Source organism: Mycoplana sp. MJR14, from assembly GCF_029210525.1.
Lineage (GTDB): Bacteria > Pseudomonadota > Alphaproteobacteria > Rhizobiales > Rhizobiaceae > Mycoplana.
The window spans coordinates 1-23,097 of sequence record NZ_JARGEO010000012.1 but is presented as its reverse complement, the minus strand read 5'-3'; the positions used below and the strand labels follow the sequence as shown (position 1 = coordinate 23,097).

Genomic DNA, 23,097 nt, shown 5'->3' with positions numbered 1-23,097 from the left:
GCGCCGGCGCCGATGGGTCCCGTTGCCGGATCGTACCTCAATCCCGGTCCTTGATGGCCTGGTAGGCGTGCCAGGTGGCATGGCCGAGCAGCGGAAAGGTGATGACGAAGCCGAGCATGCCGGTCACAAGGCTCGCGGCCGTCAGCACCAGCACGATGATACCCCATGTCAGCATCACCGGAAGATTGTTCCAGGCCAGCGCGATGCTGGTGCCCATGGCGGTGAAGGCATCGACGTCGCGATCGACGACCATGGGGACGCCGAAGACGCTGATGGCGAAGGCGAAGGCGGCGAAGAGCGCGCCGACGGCGGTGCCCACGCCGAGCAGTGTCAGGCCCATCGGCGTGCCGAACAGCATGGGCAGCCCATGGGCGAGCCCCTGGAACGGCTGCCAGCCGACGAACAGCGCGTAGAGGATGACGGCCGCCCGCATCCACAGCAGCATCAGCCCGCACAGGACGGCGCCGACGAAGAGGACATGCTGGCCGGTGCCGGGCTTCGGCCGGATCATGTCCGCGAGCGAGACGGGCAGGCCCTCTTCGATCCGCCGGCTCTTTTCATAGAGGCCGGCGGCGAGCACCGGGCCGACCACGAAGAAGCCGGCGAGTGCGGGGAGGAGGGCATAGTCGTAGCCGAAATAGCAGAGCCCGCCGACGATGATGATCGACACGGCCGCCACGCCCGCGCCGTAGATCAGGCTGGGCAGAGGCACGGTCCACAGGTCCCGCCAGCCCTGCGCCAGCCAGCCGAAGGCCCGGGTGGCGGGCATGTGCCGGTTGCGGTCGACGGCCTTCGGCAGCGGAGGGACGGTTTGAGGCATCCTCATGTCAGCTTCCTCCTGCAAGTCCTTGATGCGGCGGCATTCTTCAACATGACGACCGGGCCGCCCGATAGGCGCCGGGCGCCTGCGATTCCGTCTTCAGGTGGGCAACGCATTCCGGCTGCGAGACGACCGCAACATAGACCAGATGCGCGTTGGCGATCAGAAACAGGGCGATGCCGGCGCCGGCCGCGGTCAGCGCGATCACGCGCGGCGACAGGGCCGGCATATTCATGTCCCGTCGCCACCAGCGGCATGCTGCTGCTCCCTCAGATCGGCGACATAGAGCGCCAGGATCTTGATATCGAGCGGCGACAGGCGCAGGCCCCAGCTCGGCATATGGCCCTGCCGGCCGCCGTAGATCGACTGATAGACGGCTTCCCGGCCGCCGCCATAGATCCAGAAATGGTCGGTGAGATCCGGCGCTCCCACTTCCTTCAGGCCCTTCGCATCCTGGCCGTGGCAGGCGACGCAGTTCTGCGCGAACAGTTCGCGGCCGGCCGCGATCGCAGCTGCGTTTTCTTCCGTCTGTTCCTCCAGCCCGGAGAGGGAGCGGACATAGGTGACGAGCTGCAGGACCGCCGGCCGTTCCAGCACCTGGTCGCGGCCGAAGGCCATCATCTGCGAGACCCGAGTCTCCGGGTCGCTGCCGTTGATGCCGACGCGGATGGTCTCGGCGATGGTGGCCGGGTCGTCGCCCCACAGCATGGGGGCGGCGGCGATGTTCGGATAGCCGCCGTTGCCGCCGCCGCCGACGCCGTGGCAGGCGGCGCAGTTGTCGCCGAACAGCGTGTGGCCGGTCTCGCGAATGATCGGCATCAGTTCGGCGTCGGTAAGGATGGCGGCCAGGTCCTCGCTCTCGATGCGGGCGGCCCAGGCGGCGCGCTCGGCGGCGCCTTCGTCCAGGCGCTTGGCCACCGTCTGCTTCTGGTCGACCCCCAGCCAGCCGCGGAAATAGCCGGTTCCATAGGGGAAGCTCGGCATCAGCAGCGACCAGACCACGCCGAACAGCGTGAACGCGATGAGGAAGAACCAGACCGGCTTCGGCACCGGCGTGTGCAGTTCCTTGATGCCGTTCCACTCGTGGCCGGTCGTCATGTGGCCGGTGACGGGATCGCGTTCTCCTACAGCCATGGCCGGTCCTCGTCGTCCGATACGATCGATTTCGCCGCCCGGTCGAACTGCTTCCTGTTGGCCGGCCAGAAAGCATAGATCACCACGCCGATCGACATGGCGACGAGATAGAAGAGGCCGAAGGACTTGGCGAAGGCGGTCACGGTGTCATGATCGAAGCTCATGGCGCTACTCCACCTTCGCCTGCTCGGCCTGCTTGGCCGCATCCGTCAGCCGTCCGAGAATCTGCAGGTAGGCGACGACGGCGTCCATTTCGGTCAGCGTCTCGGGCTTGCCGTCGAACAGGCTGACATTGGTCGCATCGCCATACCGCTCGGCCACGCCGGCGGCCTGGCCGCTGTCGGGATTGGCCTGGCCGTAGGCATCGGCGGTGGCGTTCTCGATCATTTCGTCGGTATAGGGGACGCCGACCGCGCGCATCGCCGCCAGGTGCTCGCCGAGGTCGTCGATCTCGAGCGAATTGCGCAGCAGCCAGCGATAGGCGGGCATCTTCGATTCCGGCACGAGATCGCGGGGATTGTAGAGATGGGCGACGTGCCATTCGTTGGAGTATTTGCCGCCGAGGCGGGCGATGTCAGGCCCGGTGCGCTTGGAGCCCCAGAGCATGGGGTGGTCGTACTTGGATTCGACGGCCAGCGAGTAGGGGCCGTAGCGCTCCACTTCGTCGCGTAGCGTGCGGATCATCTGCGAATGGCAGGCGTAACAGCCCTCGCGGATGTAGATGTTGCGGCCGGCGAGTTCGAGGGGCGTGTAGACGCGCATGTCGGGCGCGTCCTCCACCGTCTCGTCGATGGTGAACAGCGGCGCGATCTCGATGAGGCCGCCGATCGAGGCGACGACGATGATCGCAAGCACGAGGCCCATGGCATTGCGTTCGAGCCGGTAGTGGAAATTGAACATCGCCTATTCCCCCGCCTGCGCCCAGGCCCGCGGCGCGGGTGGCTCGACCGGCAGATCCGCCGCCGCGCCCTCGTCGATCGGGGCCGGGCGGCTGATCGTCATCCAGACGTTGTAGAAGGCGACGACCGCGCCTGCGAGGAACAGCAGGCCACCGAACGTGCGGGCGATGTAGTAGGGATGCATGGCGACCAGCGTGTCGAGGAAGGAATAGGCGAGCGTGCCGTTCTGGTCGTAGGTCCGCCACATCAGCCCCTGGATGATGCCGGAGTTCCACATCGAGAAGACGTAGACGACCGTTCCCGACAGCGCCAGCCAGAAGTGGACCTCGACGAGCTTCGCCGAATAGAGCGCCGGACGCTTCCACATCCACGGCACCAGAGCATAGAGCGAGCCGAAGGTGATCATGGCGACCCAGCCGAGCGCGCCGGCGTGGACGTGTCCCACCGTCCAGTCGGTGTAGTGCGAGAGCGAGTTGACGGCGCGGATCGCCATGAACGAGCCCTCGAAGGTGGCGATGCCGTAGAAGATCGCGGCCAGCATCATGAAGCGCAGCACCGCATCGTCGCGCACCTTGTGCCAGGCACCGTTCAGCGTCAGGAGCGCATTGCCGGCCGACGCCCAGGACGGCACCAGAAGCACCAGCGAGAAGACCATGCCGAGCGTCTGCACCCAGTGGGGCAGGGCGGTGTAGTGCAGGTGGTGCGAGCCCGCCCACATGTACATGAAGGTGATGCCCCAGAAGCTGATGATCGACATGCGGTAGGAATAGATCGGCCGGCCGGCGCGCTTGGGCAGATAGTAGTACATCATGCCGAGGAAGCCGGCGGTCAGGAAGAAGGCGACCGCGTTGTGGCCGTACCACCACTGCGTCATCGCATCCTGGACACCGGAGAACAGCGCGTAGCTCTTGGCGTGGCCGATCGAGACGGGGACGGCGAGATTGTTGACGATGTGCAGGATGGCGACGACCAGGATGAAGGCCATGTAGTACCAGTTGGCGACGTAGATGTGCGGCTCGCGTCGGCGGGCGAGCGTCCGGATGTAGATCAGGAAGTAGACGACCCAGACGACGACGAGCCACAGGTCGGCATACCATTCCGGCTCGGCATATTCCTTCGACTGGGTCATGCCCATGAAGTAGCCGGTCGCGGCCATCACGCAGAACAGATTGTAGCCGAGCAGTACGAACCAGGGGCTCAGCTGGTCGGGCAGGCGGGCGCGCGTCGTCCGCTGCAGCACGTGGAAGGAGGTGGCGATCAGGGCGTTGCCGCCGAAGCCGAAGATGACGCCGCTGGTATGCACCGGACGCAGCCGGCCGAAGCTCGCCCAGGCGGCATCGAACGTGAGGTCCGGCCAGGCGAGCAGGGCGGCCACCCAGACGCCGACCGCCATGGCGATGACGCCCCAGATCAGCGAAAGGATGATGCCGACCCTGGTCGGGTCGTCGTAATACTCGCGGAAGCGCTCCTCCCAGGGCTCGGAGGCGTCGATGCCGCGCAGCAGCACGACCATGACCGCCATGCCGCAGGCCGCCACGATCCAGCCGTGTACGGCAAGGAGGTCGCCGCGCCCGACGACCGCCATGGCCACCCCCACGCAGATGACGACGACCAGAATGATCGCCGCATATGTGCGCTCCAAGGCGGTCAGCTGTGCAACCATGCCCGACACCCCCGAACAGGGCGACCCGCCGGTGCCGGATCGCCGCATGGACCGTATGCTGATGCGATGCTGTCAAGTCGAACGTCTGCAGAGCGTCAGCGGCCATTGTCCCGAACGGCCGGGCTAACGTATTGATGGTTGCACGTTTATCGTCGTGCGGCAATCGGATTTGCGCTTTGATAAACCGCAGATTGTGTCCGGTGCCGGTCATTGCCGCCAGTTGGGGGACGCGGCTTGCTGGAAGGATAAAGGGCAGGATATGGCGCAGGACAGCGGACGGAAGATGGGGCACGGAAGGGGGCAGGAGATGGAGCCGGGATTTCAATGGTTGAACGAGCCGAAGGAATGGAGCGGCGACGCGGGGCGCCTCTTCCTGCGAACGGACGCGCGGACCGATTTCTGGCGGAAAACGTTCTACGGTTTCGAGCGCGACAGCGGGCACGCCTTCCTGAAGCCGGTGCGGGGCGACTTCACCGCCGCGGCCACGGTCCTCGGCCGCTACGAGGCGCTCTACGACCAGGCCGGTCTGATGCTGCGCCTCGACGCGGCGAACTGGATCAAATGCGGCATCGAGTTCACCGACGGGCTGATGCATTTCAGCGTTGTCGTCACGCGCGGGGTGTCGGACTGGTCCGTCGTTCCGCTGCATGGCACCTCACCCGACGCTCCCCTCTCGGTCCGCCTGACGCGGCATGACGATGCGGTGCGGATACAGTTCCGCTTCGGCGCCGACCCGTGGCAGATGGCGCGGCTCTGCCCGTTTTCGGCCGAGGATGCCGAGGTCGGCGTCATGGCCTGTTCGCCGGAGCGCGAGGGCTTCGAGGCGACCTTCTCGGACATCGCGATCGGACCGCCGATCCCGCGCCAACTGCACGACTGAGGCGCTGCCGCCTGCCGGCGCGCATCCGCATCGTCAGTCCGCGGCGACCGTGGTGGTGATCTCGGGATCACCGCGCAGGGTGTTGCTGACCGTGCAGATCTCCTCGGCCACGCGGGCGATCGTCTCGCGCGTCTGCTGGTCGATGTCGCCCGCGATGGTGAAGGCGATCGCGAACGCCCTGACGCGACCGGGGCCGTCCGTCGCCTTTTCTCCTTTGACGGAGACGGTGATCCGGGTGACGCGGTCGATTACGCCGATCTGGCTGGCGGCGACCCGCGCGCTCATGGCGAGACAGGCCGACAGCGAGGCATAGAGCAGGTCGATCGGGTTGAAGCCGGGCTGCGAGGGGCCGGTGACGATGTCGATCGTGCCGCCGGTCACGGAGACGACATGCGGAAAGCCGGTGCGGCCAAGGCTGGCCGTGGCGCCCGTGGGTCTGGTCTTGATGCGCGGTTCCGGCATGGACCCCTCCTTCAAGGCCTTCGCCCTCGTTCGTTGCTGACAGGAAATAGGCAAGCCGGTCGGCCGGGGCAAGTACCATGCCGGCACCGGCAACCTGCGGAAGTTCCGCGAGAGGGCCGAGGAACCCGGCCGCGATCCGGACATCTGGTTCGGCCATGCCGCGAACGCCGGCGCACCTCGGCTCTTTCTAGGGCGAGACGGCGCGGAAGCGGCGGACGCAGAGATAGCCGGCGGTCAGGAAGGCCAGCAGGACGATGCCCTGGGCGATCGCGAAGGGCGGCTCGTTGCCATTCGGCGCCAGCGCGTTCAGGGCCTCGACCTTGAGGAAGGCCTGCACCACCAGCACGAAGACGTTGAAGTAGAGCGCTATGGTGGAACAGATCAGGAAGGTCGGGCGCCACCGGCCCGCCAGCCGACAGACATAAAGGGCGACGATCGCGCCGAGGAGGAAGGCCGTGGTGATGATGCCGACGCCGATTGCCGGGGTGAACGCGGTGATCGGAAAGAGAAAGCCGGTGACGGTCGTGGCCAGCGTCGAGGCGAGAAACGCCGCCGTCCAGCGCGGACGGAGTTCCGAGGCGAGCCAGCCGCGCAGCGCGACGAGGCCCGTTGCGATTCCGATCAGGCTGAGAATGACGTGGAAGAGCGTGAAAGGTGCCATGCCGAGTATCATCTTGATGTCCCCAGTTGCAGCCGTCGTGGCGCATGCATTAGACGTTGTTCCCTGACGTTTGTAAATTTCGCCCGATGCGGGGTTATGCGCTATTGTCTTGTGGCGGGCAGCGGCTGTGGCGAAGGCGCCGCGAGGCTGACATGCCCGAAGAGAGAAGAGCCGGCCGCCAGCGGATGGAGGGAGGGTGGAATGCGGTCTGACAGCGAGGTGGCGCAGCCGGCGGAAGTCGTCGAGTTCTGGTGCGAGCTCCTGAGCCCGGAGCACTGGTTTTCGCCGCCGCCGCAGCTCGACGCCCATATCCGCCTGCGCTATGCCGCCACGCACCTTTCGCTTGCCCGGAACGTTCCGGAGTCCTGGCGGGAGACGCCCGAGGCGCGGCTCGCCGCCGTCATCGTGCTCGACCAGTTTCCGCGCAACATGTATCGGGGCTCGCCGCTCGCCTTTGCGACCGACTGGATCGCCCTGCGCGAGGCCCGGCTGGCGCTGGAGGCCGGGGCGGATACCAAGGTCGCCTTCGGCCGCCGGCACTTCTTCTACCTGCCCTTCGAGCATTCGGAGAACCTCGCCGACCAGGACAGGTCGGTGGCCCTCTTCAAGGCGCTCGGCGAGAGGGACTATCTCGACTATGCGCTGCGGCATCACGCCGTCATCCGCGATTTCGGCCGTTTTCCCCACCGCAACGCCTGTCTCGGGCGGGAATCGTCGCCGGAGGAGCTGGACTACCTGGCCATCCCCGGGTCCGGTTTCTGACAAATTTCCTGCCTTCACTTCGCCCGGGTCGCGCAATAGTTTGCGCGCCGAATCTCCCGCACCCCGAGGGCCAGGGCTCAGGTGCATCAGCCAGACGTTGATTTTGCACGCGGTAGTGCCGACTATCGCGTGCGACAGATATAGCAAGGACCTTCCGTGACGACACTCAAACGCGCCCTTTTCGCCCTTGTTGCGATCGCGCCGCTCTTCCTGCCGGCCATGGCCGTTGCCCAGGATCCGGCACCGGCGGCCGAGGCACCGGTGGTCTCCAACCCGATCGCGGACGCGAACCAGAAGCTCGAGCGGGCGCGCCAGCAACTGGTGGACCTGCGGGGCAGGGTCGAGGCGGCGCGCGACAACGAGGTCAAGCTCGGCGAGCTCAAGCTGGAGGTCGAGCAGCTCGGACGCTCCGCGCTCGAGGCCTCGGTCTCGACCCGGGAACGCTTCAACCAGATCAAGGGCAGGCTCGACGAACTCGGGCCGCCGCCGGCCGAGGGACAGCCGGCCGAATCCGAGATGATCAAGGAGGAGCGCGCGCGGCTCTCCGACGAGCGGGCGGCCATCAATGCCGTCACCGGCAGCGCCGAGGCGCTCACGATCGATACGACCCAGTTGTCGAACCAGATCACCGAGATGCGCCGCACGCTGTTCACCGAGACGCTGCTGGAGCGCACCAAGATCACGCCCGAGGTGCTGGAGGAGGCCGTCGGCGCCGGGGCCCAGGAGGGGGCGGACCTGAAGCGCACGGTCGGCGGTTGGGCCCGTTTCGTCTGGAATTTCAAGCGGGAATCCCTGCTGGCTGCGATTTCGCTTTCGCTCGTCGTCGGGCTCGTCCTCTATTCCGTGGGCTACCGGCTCGCGGGTCCAATCATCCAGCGCAACAAGGCGATCGAGAAGCCGCACTACATCACGCGGCTGATGGTGGCCTACTGGTCGATCATGGTCCCGACGCTGGCCGTCGGCGCGTTCGCGTTTGCCTGCTACTCGCTGCTCTACAGCTTCAACGTCCTCCGGCCGGACATCGCGCCGATGGTGTCGACGCTGTTCGGGGTGTGCGTCGGCCTCTATTTCGTCTCGGCGCTGACCCGCGCCGTGCTGGCACCCAACCGGCCGCAGTGGCGGCTCGTCAGCGTATCCAACGACGGCGCGCGGCGGCTGGAGCGGTCGATCTTCGCGATGGCGCTCGCCAATTCGCTCGACTATTTCCTCGGCACCGTCAGCGTCGCGCTCGGCTCCGCGGTGGTGCTGACGGTGGCCAAGAGCATGATCGCCACGATCGTCATCGGCCTGATCCTGATCTGGATCTCCTTCATCCGGCCGATGCTCCGCGAGGGGGAGGATCCGGCCACCCGCGGACGCCCGTGGCCGCGGGCGCTCTCCATGCTGTTGATGCTGACCGGCTTCGGCCTGATCGCCATGACGGTGATCGGCTATGTCGGCCTGGCGCGATTCGTGGCCGCCCAGATCGTCGTCACCGGCGCGATCCTCGTCACGATGTATATCGGTATCCTCTCCGGGCGGGCGATCGGCACGCAAGGGGCGTTCGCCCGCACCTATCTCGGCCAGCGGCTGGCGGAACGCTACCAGCTCAACGAGGTGACGCTCGACCAGGCAGGGCTGGCGGCGAGCCTCGGCATCTACCTGATCGTCGTTCTGCTCGGCATGCCGGGAATCCTGCTGCAGTGGGGGTTCCAGATCGGTGACATCGAGAGCTGGGCCTACCAGATCTTCACCGAGATCCGGGTCGGAAGCATCTCCATCTCGATCGTCGGCATTCTCGCCGGGCTGATGCTGTTCGTGCTCGGGCTGATGGTCACGCGCTGGTTCCAGCGCTGGCTCGACGGCACCGTCATGGTGCGCAGCCATGTGGATCCGGGCGTCCGCAACTCGGTCAGGACGGCGGTCGGCTATGCCGGCGTCGGGCTTGCCGGCCTGATCGGCATCTCGGCGGCGGGCATCAATCTTTCAAGCCTGGCGCTCGTTGCCGGTGCTCTCTCGCTCGGTATCGGTTTCGGTCTGCAGAACATCGTGTCGAACTTCGTGTCCGGCCTGATCCTTCTGGCCGAGCGCCCGTTCAAGGTCGGCGACTGGGTGGTGGCGGGCACCACGGAGGGCTTCGTGAAGCGGATTTCCGTGCGCGCGACCGAAATCGAGACGTTCCAGCGGCAGACGATCATCGTGCCGAACTCCGTGCTGATCAACGGGCAGGTCGGCAACTGGACCCACCGCAACAAGCTCGGCCGGATCGAAATCCCGGTCAGCGTATTTTCCGGCAACGATCCGCGCCGGCTGACGCAGGTCCTGCTGGAGGTGGCGGCCACGCAGCCGGTTCTGCGCAACCCGGAGCCGACCGTCGCGTTCCTCGGGTTCTCGGCCGCGACATTGGACTTCGAACTGCGGGCCTTCGTGGCCGACGTCCTCGATGCGGGCGTCATCAAGACGGAACTGCGCACGGCCATCCTGGAGCGCCTGCGCCAGGAGGAGATCGCGCTCGCCGGGCCGGCGGCACCGACGGTGCCCGTCACCATGGATCCGGAGAGCGCCCGCCTTCTCGGCGCCATGATCGAGAGCGCCAAGGCAGAGGTGGGGAGCCGGCCGGAGCCGGCGCGCAAGCCTGTGCCCCGGGCGGTCGAGGAGGGCGCCGACGAGACCGGCTGAGCGATGAATGCCCCATTCACGCCATATTCAGTGTTCGCGTCATAAAACACATGCAAAGACCCGGAAGTGAGGCTAGGGTCCTCACGGGGTTGTAACAGGGGCGGCGCGCGGCGCCGGGCATGGATGATGCGAGTGCTTGCAACGATGCTGCTTTTGTCGACGACGGTCGCCGCACCGGCCTTCGCAGCATCGATCACCAACAAGGACGGTGACTCGGTGGTCGTGACGATCGTCGAGAACGGCAACCGGACGGAATTGCCGCTCGGCGCCGGAGAGACCGAATCGGTCTGCCCGTCGGGATGCTTCGTGACGTTGCCGAACGGCGACCGCGTCGCGCTGAACGGCGACGAGACGGTCGAGATCAGCGGCGGATCGGCCAGCGTCAAATAGCTTTCGGGCGGGTTTGGCAGCGGCGCCCCGGCATGGGGCGCGCTGCAGCTTTGCGCGCTGACCGCCGCCGTCGATGACGGCTGCGGAGGCTGGTCCGCCACGGGCCGCAGATGGGGTAAAACTTCGCCCGCGCCGTTCATCCTTTTTAAATCATCTTCCGATTGCCGCTGTGCGCCTTTAACGCTTTTTCAAAGGGCGCCACCTATCGTTTTTGGCGTTGACCGGAGAGTGGATGAACCCTTCGGAAGGGACCATGCGCAGGTCCGGTGCCGCCCCGCCGAAACGGCTGTCGCAGCGGCACGCGAAACCCCCTTGTCAGAAGGCATAAGATGTCATTCATCGGTATCTCCGGTATGCAGTACGCCGGCGCGTCGCTCTCCCATCACCGAATCCTGCTCGTCGAGGACTCCAACGTCTTCACCTCCATGATCAGCGCACGGCTGAAGGAGCTCTTCGGCATCCAGGTCGAACTCTGCCGCGACTTCCTGCAACTGGAGGAAACCTACGAGCGCTCTTCGGATCCGATCACGCTCGCGATCTCCAACATCAACCTGCCGGGGGCCGAGAACGGCGAGGCGCTCAACTATCTTATCGATCTCAGCGTGCCGACCATCGTCTTCACCGGCATGTTCCACCAGCAGACCCGCGACCATCTGATGTCGAAGGAGATCGTCGACTACATCATCAAGGACAACGTGTTCGCCGTCGACATGCTGGCCGAATCGGTCTGCCGCTTCCTGACGAACCACAATCACCATGTGCTGATCGTCGACGACAGCCCGACGGCGCGGGCGCTGCTGTCCACCCGGCTGAAGCGCTACAACTTCCGTGTCAGCACCGCCGAAAGCGGGGCTGCGGCGCTCGCCATCCTGCAGGCCAATCCGGACATCGGCCTGATGGTCACCGACTACAACATGCCGGACATCGACGGCTTCGAGCTCACCCGGCGCATCCGGTCGTTCATGGGCTCGCACCAGCTTCGCATCATCGGCGTTTCCTCCTCGACCGACCGGATGCTCTCGGCCCGGTTCCTCAAGGCCGGCGGCAACGACTTCATCCTGCGGCCGTTCATCGACGAGGAGTTCTATTGCCGGGTCAACCAGAACCTCGACACGCTGACCCAGATCAGGATGGCGAACGAGCGCAAGGCCGCCTGAGGCAAGGCTTCCGGCGTCCTCGCGGGACGGCGCGGGCATTGTGCTTACGTAAGGTGAGATAGTTCTCGGGGATTAACCGCTTGGTAAACCCGGATCGTTGTAATGCACCCGGTGGGGTGCAACGAGAAAGGGCGTGAAGTGGATCGGAATTCGCAACGACAGGCTGCGTTTCTGCGCCATTTCGGCCGTTCCGTCCTGATCGTCGAAGATTCGCGGATGTTCTCCACGGCCCTGCGGTTCCGTCTGGAGACGGAACTGGGCGTCAGCGTCACCCATTGCGGAGACATGGACAGCCTCAAGGCCGTGGTCGAGGCCAGCGGGGAGCGGTTCGCGCTGGCGATCGTCGACCTGAACCTGCCGGGCTCGCCCGACTGCGAAGCGCTCGATTTCCTGGTCTCGCGCAGCATCCGGCCGTTCGTCTTCACGGCGTTCGGCCAGCCGATGCGCGACAGCGCGCTTGCGAAGGGCGCCCTCGACTATGTCATGAAGGACAGCCCCTCGGCGTTGCAGCAGGTGATCGTGGGCGTCGACCGCATCCTTGCGAGCGAGCGGACCAAGGTCCTGCTCGTCTCACCGGAGCCGGGCAGCATGGCGCTGGAGGAGGCGCTGCTTTCAAGGCAGCGTTTCCAGGTGCAGATGGCGGACGGCGCGGAGCGGGCGTTGGACCTGCTCGACGAGACCCGCGACATCGACATCATTCTTCTGGATCTCGACCACCCGGGATGGGACGGCGTGCTGCTGCTCGGCGAGATCCGCCGCCATTCTACGCCGATGAGCGTGCGCGTCGTCGGCATCTCGAGCCGGGGCCAGGATACGACCGGGGCCCGCTTTCTGAAGGCCGGCGGCGACGAGTTCATCCTGAGGCCGTATTGCCACGACGACTTCACCGCCCGGATGTTGCATCTGGCCGCCTTGCACAAGCAGTTCCTGGCGCTCAACCTGCTGGCCTCGCGCGACTATCTCACCGACGTCTACAATCGCCGCTATTTCTTCGAGGCGGGCCAGCGGATCGTCAGCCAGGCGATGCGGCGCGGCGCACAGGCCTCGATCGCGATCGTCGACATCGACCACTTCAAGCGCCTGAACGATACCTACGGCCACGAGGTCGGCGATGCCGTGCTGAAGGCCGTCTCCAGCCGCCTCAAGAAGAGACTGGCCGGAAACTGCCTGCTCGCCAGGCTCGGCGGCGAGGAGTTCGGCATGATCTTCGACGGGCTCGGCGTTGCGGATGCGGTGGCGCGGTGCGAGATCCTGCGCGGGGAACTGGCGGCCACCCCGATCGAAGCCGACGGGGAGCCGCTGACGATCACCGTGTCGATCGGGGTTGCCGCGATCGAAGGCGACGAAGTGTTCGACAACTATCTGAACGCGGCCGACCAGTTCCTCTACATGGCCAAGCATGCCGGGCGGAACTGCGTGTTCTCCGAGTTCTCGATGCAGCCCGCGCTCGCCGGCTAGCGAAGGCACCGCGCCCGGGGCGCCTGCCTCCCATCCCGACAGCCTGACAGCACGGTCAATGCCAGCCGGACGTCCGCATGGCGACGCGCCTATCGCGTCGCCCGGACAGATCAGCGCGCCGCGGCTGCGGCCGGGACCATCAGCTTGCGGTCGGCGCGTTCCTGCTGGGGCGAGCGGTTGTAGAGTTCGCGGTAGCACTTGGAGAAGTGCGAGGCGGAGACGAAGCCGCAGGCGACGGCGACCTCGACGACCGGCATCGACGACTGCACCAGCAGATGGCGGGCACGGTCGAGGCGGATCTCCAGATAGTAGCGCGCCGGCGAGCGCCCCATCTCCTGGCGGAACAGCCGTTCGATCTGGCGGCGGGACAGGTCGGCGCTCTCGGCGATCTCCAGCAGCGACAGCGGCTCGGAGAGATTGTTCTCCATCAGTTCGATGATCGAGAGCACCTTGGCGTTCTGGACGCCGAGACGGGCGCGCAACGGCAGGCGCTGGCGGTCGTGCGGACCGCGGACGCGGTCGGTCAGGGCCTGCTCGCAGACGCTGTTGACGAGGTTCTCGCCAAAGTCCTGGTCGATCAGGTTGAGCATCATGTCCAGCGAGGCGGTGCCGCCGGCGCAGGTGTAGATATTGCTGTCGATCTCGTAGAGGTCGGCATAGACCTCCGCCTGGGGGAACGCCTCGGCAAAGCCCGGCAGGTTCTCCCAGTGGATGGCGCAGCGCTTGCCGGTGAGCAGCCCGGCCTGGGCCAGGACATGCGCGCCGGTACAGAGCGAGCCGACGGCGACGCCGCGATTATAGGCTTCGCGCAGCCAGGCGTTCACCGACTTGTTGTTGAAGTCCTCGACATAGATGCCCGAACAGACGAGCACCATCGAGGGGCGGTTCTCCCCGCCGAGAAACTTGCGCTCGTCGGCGAGCGACGAGTTGACTTCCAGGCCGATCCCGCTCGAGGACAGCACCTGCTGGCCGTCGGTGGAGGCCAGGCGCCAGCTGTAGGCCTCGTAGCCCAGCATCCGGTTGGCGATCCTTAACGTCTCGATCGCCGCCGAGAACGGCAGCATCGAGAAATTCGGCACAAGGAAGAATACAAGCGAACGCTTCTTGGCTGCTGTCTTGGTCATGGGGAGTTCCGCTCTGGTTTTTGACAAACGTCGCTTGAAGGCGATCGTCTGGCTTTCCTGTTTGCGACATTTGCATGGTTTGGTGCGACTGGGAAGCCCTGGGCAACCTTTTGAGTCACAGGCGTTTACGGGTCTGCAGGAAAGAGTGCCACCGCGGGTCGGCTGTGCAGCATTTGCGACACAGCCCCCGCTTGTCCGACACCGGCGGGAGCGCGGCGACGGGGAGGATCACCGGGGCTGATTGCGCTGAATACGGCTTGAACGCCCGGCAACAGGGCTTAAGAAAGACGATATGCAAAGGAGAAACTGATGCTCGCCGACGGATACTCGAAAGTGGCGCCCGGAAAGCTGGTGGCGGCGGTCACCTGCCTGGAGATGCTCGCACCTGCACCGACGGGGCGCGCAATCGAACCGGAAGGGCTGTCGCTGGCGCTGGTCCGAGAGCCGGAACTGAGCTGGTATCGCGACCTCTACCGGCGGATCGGCGCGGACTGGCTCTGGAGTTCCCGCCTGTCGCTTTCCGATGCGGAACTGGCGGAGATCCTGCATGATCCGGCGGTCGAGGTTTGGGCGGTGAACGCCGGCGGCCAGGCGGAGGGGTTGCTGGAACTCGATTTTCGCGCCGACGGGCAGTGCGAACTCGCCTTCTTCGGACTGACAAGGGCGATGATCGGGCGCGGGGCAGGGCGCTGGCTGATGAACCATGCCATCGAACGCGCGTGGTCGAGGCCGATTTCGCGGTTCTGGGTCCATACCTGCAGCCTCGACAGCCCGCAGGCGCTCGACTTCTACGTGCGCTCCGGTTTCGTGCCCTATGAACGGATGGTGGAAGTGTTCGACGATCCGCGTCTGACCGGCATCCTGCCGGTCGATGCCGCGCCGCAGGTGCCGATCCTGCGAGCGTAGGCCGCTGCTGTTGAGACCAGGTCCTGCGCAGCAACAAAAAAGTCGCCGGACCAAAACCGCCTCGGCGATTTCATGTCCGGCGACAGCGCGTCGTCGTCCTGGGAGATAGCGGCGACCGGTTCATCGCCGAATGGCATTTTCTCATCGCGTCTTCCTGGTGACCGAGGCGATGTCGGCTACATCGGTGGCCGGAAAGCCGATGTCCTTGCGGACGTCGAACGGAAGGTTCTCCAGTTCGAGTTCGTCGCGGTGGTGACGCCAGGCGTCGGCCAGGCGACCGGCAAAGCGCCGGAAGGATGACAGGGTTTCAGCGCCGGGCACGCGTCCTGCGTGCAATCCGCCGTGATGATGTGAGATGGACACTTGCATGTTCAGGTTCCTTTCGATCTTGGGAGCTTCGAAAGGTCGCGACCTTGATGGTCATCATGTCGCGGCCTCATTCATCAATCAATCGAATATATTTGATGCAATGCATCAGTTTCCGTCATATGATCGTCTGCCGGTCCAGCCGACGTCGCGCTGCAGTTCCGGCGGAAGCGCGTTCAGTTCGCGCTCGGCCCGACGGTGGAGGCGGCGAGCCGCCCGGGCGCCGAAGAATTGACGGATGGAGAGCGCAAAGCCCCGACCGACGGCGCGGATTGCAAAGGGGGCGGCGTATCCATGTGATTTTGGGTTGGCCATGACACCTATCCTTTCCAGATCAGGTTCCGTTGCATTGACTATCGCGCCGAAGAGGTGTTCAATCAAACGAAATGAAATGATGCTATCGATCAGTATTTCTGAATGAGGAGGATGCCATGAACCTGATGCTGCGGCAGCCGCTCCCCTTGCTGGAGCTCGATATTCTCAGGACATTCGTGGCCATCGCGGAGACCGGCAACTTCACCACGGCGGCCGACACCGTGCACCGCACGCCGTCCGCCGTCTCGATGCAGATCAAGAAGCTGGAGGAGATGCTGGGCTGCACGCTGTTCCGCCGCGATGCCCGCTCGGTGACGCTCACCCATCACGGCGAGGTGCTTCTCTCCTACGCCCGCCGGCTCCTGGCGCTCAGCAACGAGGCCGTCTCGCGCTTCATGATGCCGGACATGAACGGCGTCGTGCGGCTCGGCGCGCCGGACGATGTCGGCGAATTGATCCTGCCGGAGGTGCTGCGCCGGTTTGCCGAGACCTATCCCTCGATCGCCGTCAACGTCTCGATCGAATCGAGCGCGAGCCTGCGGCGCGCCGTCGCCGAGCGGCGGCTGGACCTCGCCATCTTCAACTCGCCCGACATGACCACGCAGATGCCCGGCGAGGTGCTGATGAAGGAGCAACTGGTCTGGGCCGGCAAGAACTGCGGCAGCGCGCATTTGAAGCATCCGCTGCCGGTGTCGGTCTGGGAGGAGGGGTGCATCTGGCGCGCCCGGGCGCTGGAGGAACTGGCGAAGTCCGGCCGCGAGTTCCGCGTCGCCTATTTCTGCGCCCATCACATGGGCCAGCGCGCGGCGATCCGCGCCGACCTCGCAGTCGCCCCGCTCGCCCGCTTCCTGGTGCAGGAGGATATGGTGGCACTGGGCGAGAAGGACGGCCTGCCGGACCTCGGCCACTACACGATCGGGCTCGTCATAGCCGAGGATGCGGATGCGCCGGTCAGGGCGGTCGCCGACTATATCCGCGCGGCGTTCGCCCGCTTCGAGCGCGGCCCGAAGGAGCTGACGCTGCCGGTGGCCTGCTGAGCCGTGGCGCTCCGGCGGCCGGTCAGGTTTCGACCGGCCGAAGGGCGCCCATGCGCCGCATCAGCGCCTTCTCCGCCTCCAGGATCAGCATGGTGATGACGCCGATGGCGACGATCAGGGCGCCGTCGGCGAGCCCTACCGGCGCGCTGTCGAACAGGGCGTGCATGAACGGCGCATAGGTGAAGGCGAGCTGTGCCATGACGACCACCCCGATCGCGACCAATACGGCGGGCGTTCCGAGCACGCCCTTCAGGTTGAACGACGTCATGTGCAGATAGCGGACGTTGAAGAGATAGAAGATCTCCATCACCACGATCGTGTTGACGACCATCGTGCGCGCCGCTTGCGTGCTTTCGCCCGTGCGGACGGCATATTCATAGATACCGAACACGCCGATGGTGAAGAGGATCGAGACGAACAGGATCCGCCAGGCGAGGAAGCCGGTCACCAGCGGCGCATCGCGAGGGCGGGGCGGGCGGCGCATGACGTTCGGCTCGGCCGGCTCGAAGGCCAGCACGAGGCCGAGCGTGACCGTCAGGATCATGTTGATCCAGAGGATCTGGACCGGCGACATGGGCAGGGCGAGGCCGAAGAGGATCGCCAGCACCACGCAGATGGTTTCGCCGCCATTGGTCGGCATCGTCCAGGAAATGACCTTGCGGATGTTGTCGAACACCGTCCGGCCCTCGTGGACGGCCGCGACGATGGTGGCGAAATTGTCGTCGACGAGCACCATCTCGGCCGCCTCCTTGGCCGCTTCCGTGCCCTTGCGGCCCATGGCGATGCCGACGTCGGCCTGTTTCAGCGAGGGGGCGTCGTTGACGCCGTCGCCGGTCATGGCGACGACATGGCCGTTTCCCTGAAGGGCGCGGACGATGCGGAGCTTGTGTTCCGGGCTGGTGCGGGCAAAGACGCTGACGGTCTCGACGACTGCGCCCAGGTCCTCGTCCGGGATAGCGTCGATCTCAGCACCCGTCATCGCCTTCGGATCATCGGCGATGGCGAGCTGGCGGGCGATCGCCGTGGCGGTGTCGACATGGTCGCCGGTGATCATCCTGACCGCGATGCCGGCGGAGCGGCAGTCCGCCACGGCTGCCACGGCCTCGTCGCGCGGCGGGTCGATGAAGCCGACGATGCCGAGAAAGACGAGACCCGTCTCCACGTCCTCGAAGGCCACCCGTTCCAGGGCCGCCGGCGCGCTTGCCGCGGCAAAGCCGAGGACGCGCTCGCCGCCGGCCGCCGCCGTGGCGATGCGCTCGCGCCAGTAACCGGCGTCGAGCTCGGCATCGGCATTAGCCTGGGCCTGGCGGGCGCACATGGCAAGGACGCGCTCCGGCGCGCCCTTGACGAAGATGCGGCTGCCGCCGGCGGGGTTTCGGTTGAGGGTCGCCATGAACCGGTGCTGGGCGTCGAAGGGGATCTCGTCGATCCTGGTCCAGCTCGACCGCTCCGTCTCCGGATGGAGGCCGGCCTTCATCGCAAGCGTTACCAGCGCGCCTTCCATCGGGTCGCCGAGTGCGGTCCAGCGATCGCCGGCCTCGACCAGCTGCGCGTCGTTGCAGAGGAGGGCGGAGCGCACCAGTTCCGTCTCCGATGGGCTCATCCCTGCGCCGGCTTCGCCGATCGTGCCGTCCGGGGCGTAGCCGGAGCCGGCAACGAGGCTTTCGCGCCCGGCGGTTGCGATCCGCCGGGCGGTCATCTCGTTCTTGGTCAGGGTGCCCGTCTTGTCGGAGCAGATCACGGAGACGGCGCCGAGCGTCTCGACGGCCGGCAGCCTTCTCACCACGGCATTCCGTCTTGCCATCCGCCGGACGCCGATTGCGAGCGTGATCGTGATCACGGCCGGCAGTCCTTCGGGCACGGCACCGACGGCGAGCGCCACGACGATCATCAGCGCGTCCGACCAGGGATAGGCGCGGACCACAATCGCAAACGCCATCAGCAGCACGGACGCCGCCATCGCAAGACCGGTGAAGATCCGGCCGAAGCGGTTGATCTGCGCCAGGAGCGGCGTCTCCAGCGTCCGGATCTCGCCGATCATCGCGGAGATGCGGCCGATCTCGGTCTTTCCGCCCGTCGCCACGACGATCCCGGTGGCCTGGCCGGTGGCGAGCAGGGTGCCGGAAAAGACCATGGAATGGCGGTCGCCGAGGGCGGCGTCGGTTGCCGCCGGCCGCTCATCCTTTTCGGCGGGCACGGATTCGCCGGTCAGGATCGCCTCGTTCACCTTCAAGGTGCGGGCGCGCAGCAGGCGGATGTCGGCCGGAACCATGTCGCCCGCCTCCAGCAGGACGACGTCGCCGGGAACGATGCTGCGGGCGTCGGCGTCATGCTGACGCCCGCCGCGCAGCACCCGCGCCCGCGGGGCGATCATGTCGCGAATGGCGTTCAGCGCCGCCTCGGCGCGGCCTTCCTGGATGAAGCCGACGATCGCGTTGACGAGGACGACGCCGACGATCACGCCCGCATCGACGGCGTGGCCGATGGCCGCGGCGACGACGGCCGCCGCCAGCAGGAAGTAGATCAGGGTATTGTTGAACTGGGCGAAAAACCGCAGCAGCGGATGGCGCGGCGGCGGAGCCGGAAGCTGGTTCGGCCCGTGGCGTTCGAGGCGCCGCCCGGCCTCGTCGGGCGCAAGGCCGTCGCCGGTCGTGCCGAGCTTCTCGGTCACCGCCTCGACCGGCAGGGCGTGCCAGGCGATCGATCGAAGGTCCCCTTCGGCCTGGGGCGCGTCCGGGGCGGCCGTGCGAACATCCATTCCCGTCCTCCGTGCAGCAAGCATCGTGCAGCCGCGTCCCGGCCGGAACCGGGGCGCGACATCAGGCGCGTATCAGGAGAATAGCGGGATCGGCATGATGCACGTCAAGGACGCGCGGCAAATACCGATGCGGCCGACCGGGCGAGGGGCCGCATCGAGCGTCGGGAAGGTCTGCGCCCTGGCCGGTTCTATTCCCGGCTGCGGCGCCGGCGGCGGCCGCCGCCTTCGCCGCCGTCGTCGGAGGGCGCCTTGCGCTCGGGCAGGGTGACTACGGTCGCGAGGTTCGGGAAGGCGTCGACCTTGTTCGGCATCGCCATGGCGTTGACGAAGAGTTGCTGGAAGTTGCCCTCCAGCGCCGTCTCGATCTTCTCGATCCGGCCGACGACCTGTTCGATCTCGCGGCGATGGCCGCGGTTCAGGAGCGCCATCAGCGCACCGGTGCCGGCGGCGTTGCCGACCGCCTTGACCTCGGCAAGGTCGCAGTCGGGGATCAGGCCGAGCACCATCGCGTATTTCGGGTCGATGAAGGAGCCGAAGGCGCCGGCGAAGCGGATGGTGTCGACATGGTCGACGCCCTGCTTTTCCATCAGGAGCTTGATGCCGGCATAGAGGGCGGCCTTGGCGAGCTGGATGGCGCGGATGTCGTTCTGCGTCACCGTGATGCGCGGCTCGCCGTCGTGCAGCAGGTAGGAGAAGGTGCGGCCGTTTTGGATGATGCGCGGGCTCTTCGCCGTCATCGCGCCGTCGACGACGCCGTCCTCGGAGATGATGCCGGAGAGGTACATCTCGGCCACGACCTCGATGATCGCCGAGCCGCAGATGCCGGTGACGCCGACCTTCGAAGCCTCTTCGGCAAAGCCCGGCTCGTCCGACCATTTCTCTACGCCGATGACGCGGAAGCGCGGCTCGAGCGTTTCGGGGTCGATGCGCACGCGCTCGATCGCGCCGGGGGCGGCGCGCTGGCCGGAGGAAATCTCTGCGCCCTCGAAAGCGGGGCCGGTCGGCGAGGAGGCGGCGACGACGCGCGCCCTGTTGCCGAGCACGATCTCGGCATTGGTGCCGACATCGACGAGCAGCATCATCCGGTCCTGCCGGTAGGGGCCCTCGGACAGCGTCGCGCCGGCCGCATCGGCGCCGACATGGCCGGCGATGCAGGGGAGCAGATAGACGCGGGCGCCGCGGTTGACGTCGATGTCGAGGTCGTTCGCCCAGTACTGCAGCGCGCCGGAGACGGCCAGCGCGAACGGCGCCTGGCCGAGCTCGGTCGGATCGATGCCGAGGAACAGGTGGTGCATGATCGGATTGGCGACGAAGACCATGTCGAGGACGTCGTGGCGGTCGACGCCGCCCTCGTCGCAGACCTTGCCGATCAGGCCGTTGACCGCCTCGCGCACCGCCTTCGTCATCGCTTCCCGGCCGTCCGGGTTCATCATGACGTAGGAGACCCGGCTCATCAGGTCTTCGCCGAAGCGGATCTGCGGGTTGGAGGTGCCGGACGAGGCGACGATGCGGCCGGACAGCAGCGAGACGAGGTGCATGGCGATCGTCGTCGAGCCGATGTCGCAGGCAATGCCGTAGGCCTCGTTCTTCAGCCCCGGCCACAGCCCGATGATGAAGGGGCGGGAACTGTCCATGTCGCGGTGGATGGCGGCGGTGACGCCCCAGTTGCCCTTGCGCAGGATCTGCTGCACCTGCGGGATCAGGTGCGGGGCGATCAGCAGGTCCTTCCAACCCCAATCCTTCTCCAGCACCACCTTCAGCCGGTCGAGGTCGCCGAGCGGCTTATGCATGTCGGGCTCGTCGACCTCGACATAGCAGAGCTGGACGGCGGCGTTGCGCTCGATGACGCGGTCGGTCGCGGCCTTGCGCACGACCTGGGCGTTGACGACCGTATCCTGCGGCACGTCGACGACGAGATCGCCGAGGATGAGGGCGGAACAGGAGAGGCGGCGACCATCGGGCAGGCCGCGGACCTTCTCGTAGCGCTCCTCCTTGGGGCCCTTCTCCGAGATATGCTCCAGCGATGAGACGATCTTGTGCTTGGCGAAGTTGCCTTCCTGCACCTCGATCTGACAGCGCCCGCAGGTGGCGCGGCCGCCGCAGACGCTCTCGACATAGACGCCGAGCTTGCGGGCGGCATCGAGCACCGGCGTTCCGACCGGGAAGCGGCCGCGCTTGCCCGACGGCATGAACAGCACCAGGGGATCGGTCTGCCGGGGATCGGTCTGTGCCGGGTCTCTCTGGGCGGCTTCGCTCATGTTGCTCTCGCTGTCGGAACTGCCGTCGATGCGCATCGGTCTCGCTTTCTCCCATGCGCGGCCGCTCAGATGGCCGGCGCATGCCGTCTTGGTGCCAGACTGCACCCTAAAGGCGCGTGATAGTTGTCAGATCCCGACATGGGAAGACCTGCCAGCAGCATTATTGCGGGACATTGCTATGATCCCAAAATGGCGGCAAATGCTGATTGATCGCCTAAATTACCTTAGAACGCTCACTAGCGTCTTGTGCTGCGGATCGCCGTGTGGCCCGTGTGTGATCAGGGAAACCGTTTCGAACAAGATTTCAATCATCACGTCGTTGAAGGACATCAGCCAAAGTCGAGGATTCAGGGCCTTCCATTGGTCAGTCTCCTCAACATCGATCACCTCGTTGAACGCCCACGGCTTGACTGGGTATCTGCACTTCCCCAATCCTTCGACGGTCATTGGTGTTATTCTGAAATCGATGTCGCCATTGAACTTGAGGACCACATTCCCGCCTCCCATTCGGCCGGAGGCTTCGTAACACACAAAGGCGTCGTCTCCGTCATAGAGTGCCGCAGGATTGGCGACTGTTCCCACCTCAGGAAAATTTTCTTTAGGACTCTGTACTCGCATCAAACACCGCCGGGATTTAACTCTTGCGCGACAGTCGCCGGGCGTTGCTGCGCACGCGCTTTCCGTAGGGCTTGACGGCGGCTGCGGCGATCGCCTCGCCGGCTTTCCGGGCGGACGGGCGCCCGCCGGTCATCATCTGCATCGCCGCACCGAAGGCGGCGCGCGAGATCGCCATGTTGACGGCGACGGCACTTTCCGCCGTCGCCATCACCTTCTCCGTCACCATGCGGTTCATTTCCGCCGCATCCTGCGAGCGCCCCGTCAACGCCGCCATCTGCATCTCGTGGATCCGCATCGCCATGACGAAGGGGGCTTCGAACCAGAGGGAGGCGGCATCCTTGCGAAGGCGGCGCTGGGGCATTGATGGTCCACCCTTTATAGTTGCGGGCCGTTGCAGCAGGTATTTATGGTGCGGCAGATAGTTTCACAGCTGCAAACGCGTATGCAAGGGTTGCCGCCAGAATTGCCGAACTACCCCAAAAGCAGAAGTTTGCGATCTGACTGTGACGCTTCCGATCCACGCGCTTTCGTGCCGCCACAAAAAGAATGACGGCGATCAGCGCAATGTTGGCAAACAGGACCGGCAGAAGGTATTTCCGCAGGGCGCCGTAGAATCTGCTGAACTCGTCTGCGTCTTCGAACAGTGCGTATCTAGCGATGAGCATCAAGGGAAGAAGGACGGCGATGAGGCGTAGATGGTCTCTCATGTCCGATATCGGTCCCCTTTGGAAAGTCGCACTGGGTATGCCTGGCGGAGAACGACCTACTCCC

The 23,097-nt window shown here is 65.8% G+C and carries 23 protein-coding genes; 8 read left to right on the top strand and 15 right to left on the bottom strand.

Features of this window, described 5'->3' with window-relative positions:
* Nucleotides 1–37 precede the first annotated feature (37 nt).
* From P0086_RS21680 to ccoN, 6 genes are read right to left on the bottom strand one after another with little or no spacing between them, the layout of a single operon-like run.
* A complete protein-coding gene (locus P0086_RS21680; protein ID WP_275789824.1) occupies nucleotides 38–826 on the bottom strand; it encodes a DUF2189 domain-containing protein in 789 nt (262 codons plus the stop codon).
* Nucleotides 827–866: 40 nt separating this feature from the next.
* Nucleotides 867–1,055, bottom strand: a complete 189-nt coding sequence (locus P0086_RS21675) for a hypothetical protein (protein WP_148151729.1) — start codon at nucleotides 1,053–1,055, stop codon at nucleotides 867–869.
* On the bottom strand, nucleotides 1,052–1,954 hold the full coding sequence (ccoP, locus tag P0086_RS21670) for a cytochrome-c oxidase, cbb3-type subunit III (protein WP_275789820.1): 903 nt from the start codon (nucleotides 1,952–1,954) through the stop codon (nucleotides 1,052–1,054). Before ccoP ends, P0086_RS21675 begins: the two co-directional genes overlap by 4 nt.
* Nucleotides 1,945–2,118: a cbb3-type cytochrome c oxidase subunit 3 gene (locus tag P0086_RS21665; RefSeq protein ID WP_112599549.1), complete on the bottom strand. Its 174-nt coding sequence runs from the start codon at nucleotides 2,116–2,118 to the stop codon at nucleotides 1,945–1,947. Before P0086_RS21665 ends, ccoP begins: the two co-directional genes overlap by 10 nt.
* Nucleotides 2,119–2,122: 4 nt before the next feature.
* On the bottom strand, nucleotides 2,123–2,854 hold the full coding sequence (ccoO, locus tag P0086_RS21660) for a cytochrome-c oxidase, cbb3-type subunit II (RefSeq protein ID WP_112612597.1): 732 nt from the start codon (nucleotides 2,852–2,854) through the stop codon (nucleotides 2,123–2,125).
* Between the two features lie 3 nt (nucleotides 2,855–2,857).
* Nucleotides 2,858–4,516 (bottom strand): cytochrome-c oxidase, cbb3-type subunit I, encoded by a 1,659-nt coding sequence (gene ccoN / locus P0086_RS21655; protein WP_148151731.1) that lies wholly within the window; start codon nucleotides 4,514–4,516, stop codon nucleotides 2,858–2,860.
* Nucleotides 4,517–4,823: 307 nt separating this feature from the next.
* Between ccoN and P0086_RS21650 the strand changes: the two genes are divergently transcribed.
* Nucleotides 4,824–5,396 carry a DUF1349 domain-containing protein gene (locus tag P0086_RS21650; protein ID WP_275790027.1) on the top strand — a complete coding sequence of 191 codons (573 nt, stop codon included), beginning with the start codon at nucleotides 4,824–4,826 and terminating at the stop codon, nucleotides 5,394–5,396.
* A 33-nt stretch (nucleotides 5,397–5,429) separates the two neighbouring features.
* On the opposite strand, the gene P0086_RS21645 is transcribed toward P0086_RS21650, so the two are convergent.
* Complete coding sequence (locus P0086_RS21645; protein WP_275789816.1) at nucleotides 5,430–5,858, bottom strand: OsmC family protein; 429 nt, start codon at nucleotides 5,856–5,858, stop codon at nucleotides 5,430–5,432.
* Between the two features lie 187 nt (nucleotides 5,859–6,045).
* Nucleotides 6,046–6,531 carry a hypothetical protein gene (locus P0086_RS21640; RefSeq protein WP_112599553.1) on the bottom strand — a complete coding sequence of 162 codons (486 nt, stop codon included), beginning with the start codon at nucleotides 6,529–6,531 and terminating at the stop codon, nucleotides 6,046–6,048.
* 189 nt (nucleotides 6,532–6,720) lie between these two features.
* Between P0086_RS21640 and P0086_RS21635 the strand changes: the two genes are divergently transcribed.
* The 5 genes from P0086_RS21635 (at nucleotide 6,721) to P0086_RS21615 (ending at nucleotide 12,944) form a co-directional block, all read left to right on the top strand.
* A complete protein-coding gene (locus P0086_RS21635; protein ID WP_275789813.1) occupies nucleotides 6,721–7,281 on the top strand; it encodes a DUF924 family protein in 561 nt (186 codons plus the stop codon).
* 156 nt (nucleotides 7,282–7,437) lie between these two features.
* Nucleotides 7,438–9,939, top strand: coding sequence for a mechanosensitive ion channel family protein (locus tag P0086_RS21630; protein WP_275789810.1), 2,502 nt, complete (start codon nucleotides 7,438–7,440; stop codon nucleotides 9,937–9,939).
* Between the two features lie 126 nt (nucleotides 9,940–10,065).
* On the top strand, nucleotides 10,066–10,329 hold the full coding sequence (locus P0086_RS21625) for a hypothetical protein (protein ID WP_162702554.1): 264 nt from the start codon (nucleotides 10,066–10,068) through the stop codon (nucleotides 10,327–10,329).
* A gap of 329 nt (nucleotides 10,330–10,658) precedes the next feature.
* Entirely contained in the window at nucleotides 10,659–11,486 is an 828-nt protein-coding gene (locus P0086_RS21620; RefSeq protein ID WP_112599557.1) for a response regulator, read from the top strand.
* 102 nt (nucleotides 11,487–11,588) lie between these two features.
* Nucleotides 11,589–12,944: a diguanylate cyclase gene (locus P0086_RS21615; protein WP_345799323.1), complete on the top strand. Its 1,356-nt coding sequence runs from the start codon at nucleotides 11,589–11,591 to the stop codon at nucleotides 12,942–12,944.
* 110 nt (nucleotides 12,945–13,054) lie between these two features.
* On the opposite strand, the gene P0086_RS21610 is transcribed toward P0086_RS21615, so the two are convergent.
* The gene (locus tag P0086_RS21610) at nucleotides 13,055–14,068 is read right to left on the bottom strand and encodes a GlxA family transcriptional regulator (protein ID WP_112599559.1); all 1,014 of its coding nucleotides are present in this window, start codon (nucleotides 14,066–14,068) and stop codon (nucleotides 13,055–13,057) included.
* 309 nt (nucleotides 14,069–14,377) lie between these two features.
* Between P0086_RS21610 and P0086_RS21605 the strand changes: the two genes are divergently transcribed.
* Nucleotides 14,378–14,974: a GNAT family N-acetyltransferase gene (locus P0086_RS21605; RefSeq protein ID WP_345799322.1), complete on the top strand. Its 597-nt coding sequence runs from the start codon at nucleotides 14,378–14,380 to the stop codon at nucleotides 14,972–14,974.
* Between the two features lie 141 nt (nucleotides 14,975–15,115).
* Here P0086_RS21605 and P0086_RS21600 read toward each other — a convergent pair whose 3' ends face one another.
* Nucleotides 15,116–15,343 (bottom strand): hypothetical protein, encoded by a 228-nt coding sequence (locus P0086_RS21600; RefSeq protein WP_275789804.1) that lies wholly within the window; start codon nucleotides 15,341–15,343, stop codon nucleotides 15,116–15,118.
* A gap of 428 nt (nucleotides 15,344–15,771) precedes the next feature.
* Between P0086_RS21600 and P0086_RS21595 the strand changes: the two genes are divergently transcribed.
* Nucleotides 15,772–16,692 carry a LysR substrate-binding domain-containing protein gene (locus P0086_RS21595; protein ID WP_112599561.1) on the top strand — a complete coding sequence of 307 codons (921 nt, stop codon included), beginning with the start codon at nucleotides 15,772–15,774 and terminating at the stop codon, nucleotides 16,690–16,692.
* 22 nt (nucleotides 16,693–16,714) lie between these two features.
* On the opposite strand, the gene P0086_RS21590 is transcribed toward P0086_RS21595, so the two are convergent.
* From P0086_RS21590 to P0086_RS21570, 5 genes are all read right to left on the bottom strand, one after another.
* Nucleotides 16,715–19,450 carry a cation-transporting P-type ATPase gene (locus P0086_RS21590; protein WP_275789801.1) on the bottom strand — a complete coding sequence of 912 codons (2,736 nt, stop codon included), beginning with the start codon at nucleotides 19,448–19,450 and terminating at the stop codon, nucleotides 16,715–16,717.
* 188 nt (nucleotides 19,451–19,638) lie between these two features.
* Complete coding sequence (locus tag P0086_RS21585) at nucleotides 19,639–21,708, bottom strand: ASKHA domain-containing protein (RefSeq protein WP_112612637.1); 2,070 nt, start codon at nucleotides 21,706–21,708, stop codon at nucleotides 19,639–19,641.
* Between the two features lie 219 nt (nucleotides 21,709–21,927).
* On the bottom strand, nucleotides 21,928–22,326 hold the full coding sequence (locus P0086_RS21580) for a hypothetical protein (RefSeq protein ID WP_275789799.1): 399 nt from the start codon (nucleotides 22,324–22,326) through the stop codon (nucleotides 21,928–21,930).
* Between the two features lie 16 nt (nucleotides 22,327–22,342).
* Nucleotides 22,343–22,687 carry a hypothetical protein gene (locus P0086_RS21575; RefSeq protein WP_275789797.1) on the bottom strand — a complete coding sequence of 115 codons (345 nt, stop codon included), beginning with the start codon at nucleotides 22,685–22,687 and terminating at the stop codon, nucleotides 22,343–22,345.
* A gap of 43 nt (nucleotides 22,688–22,730) precedes the next feature.
* Nucleotides 22,731–23,033 (bottom strand): hypothetical protein, encoded by a 303-nt coding sequence (locus P0086_RS21570; protein WP_275789795.1) that lies wholly within the window; start codon nucleotides 23,031–23,033, stop codon nucleotides 22,731–22,733.
* Nucleotides 23,034–23,097 lie beyond the last annotated feature (64 nt).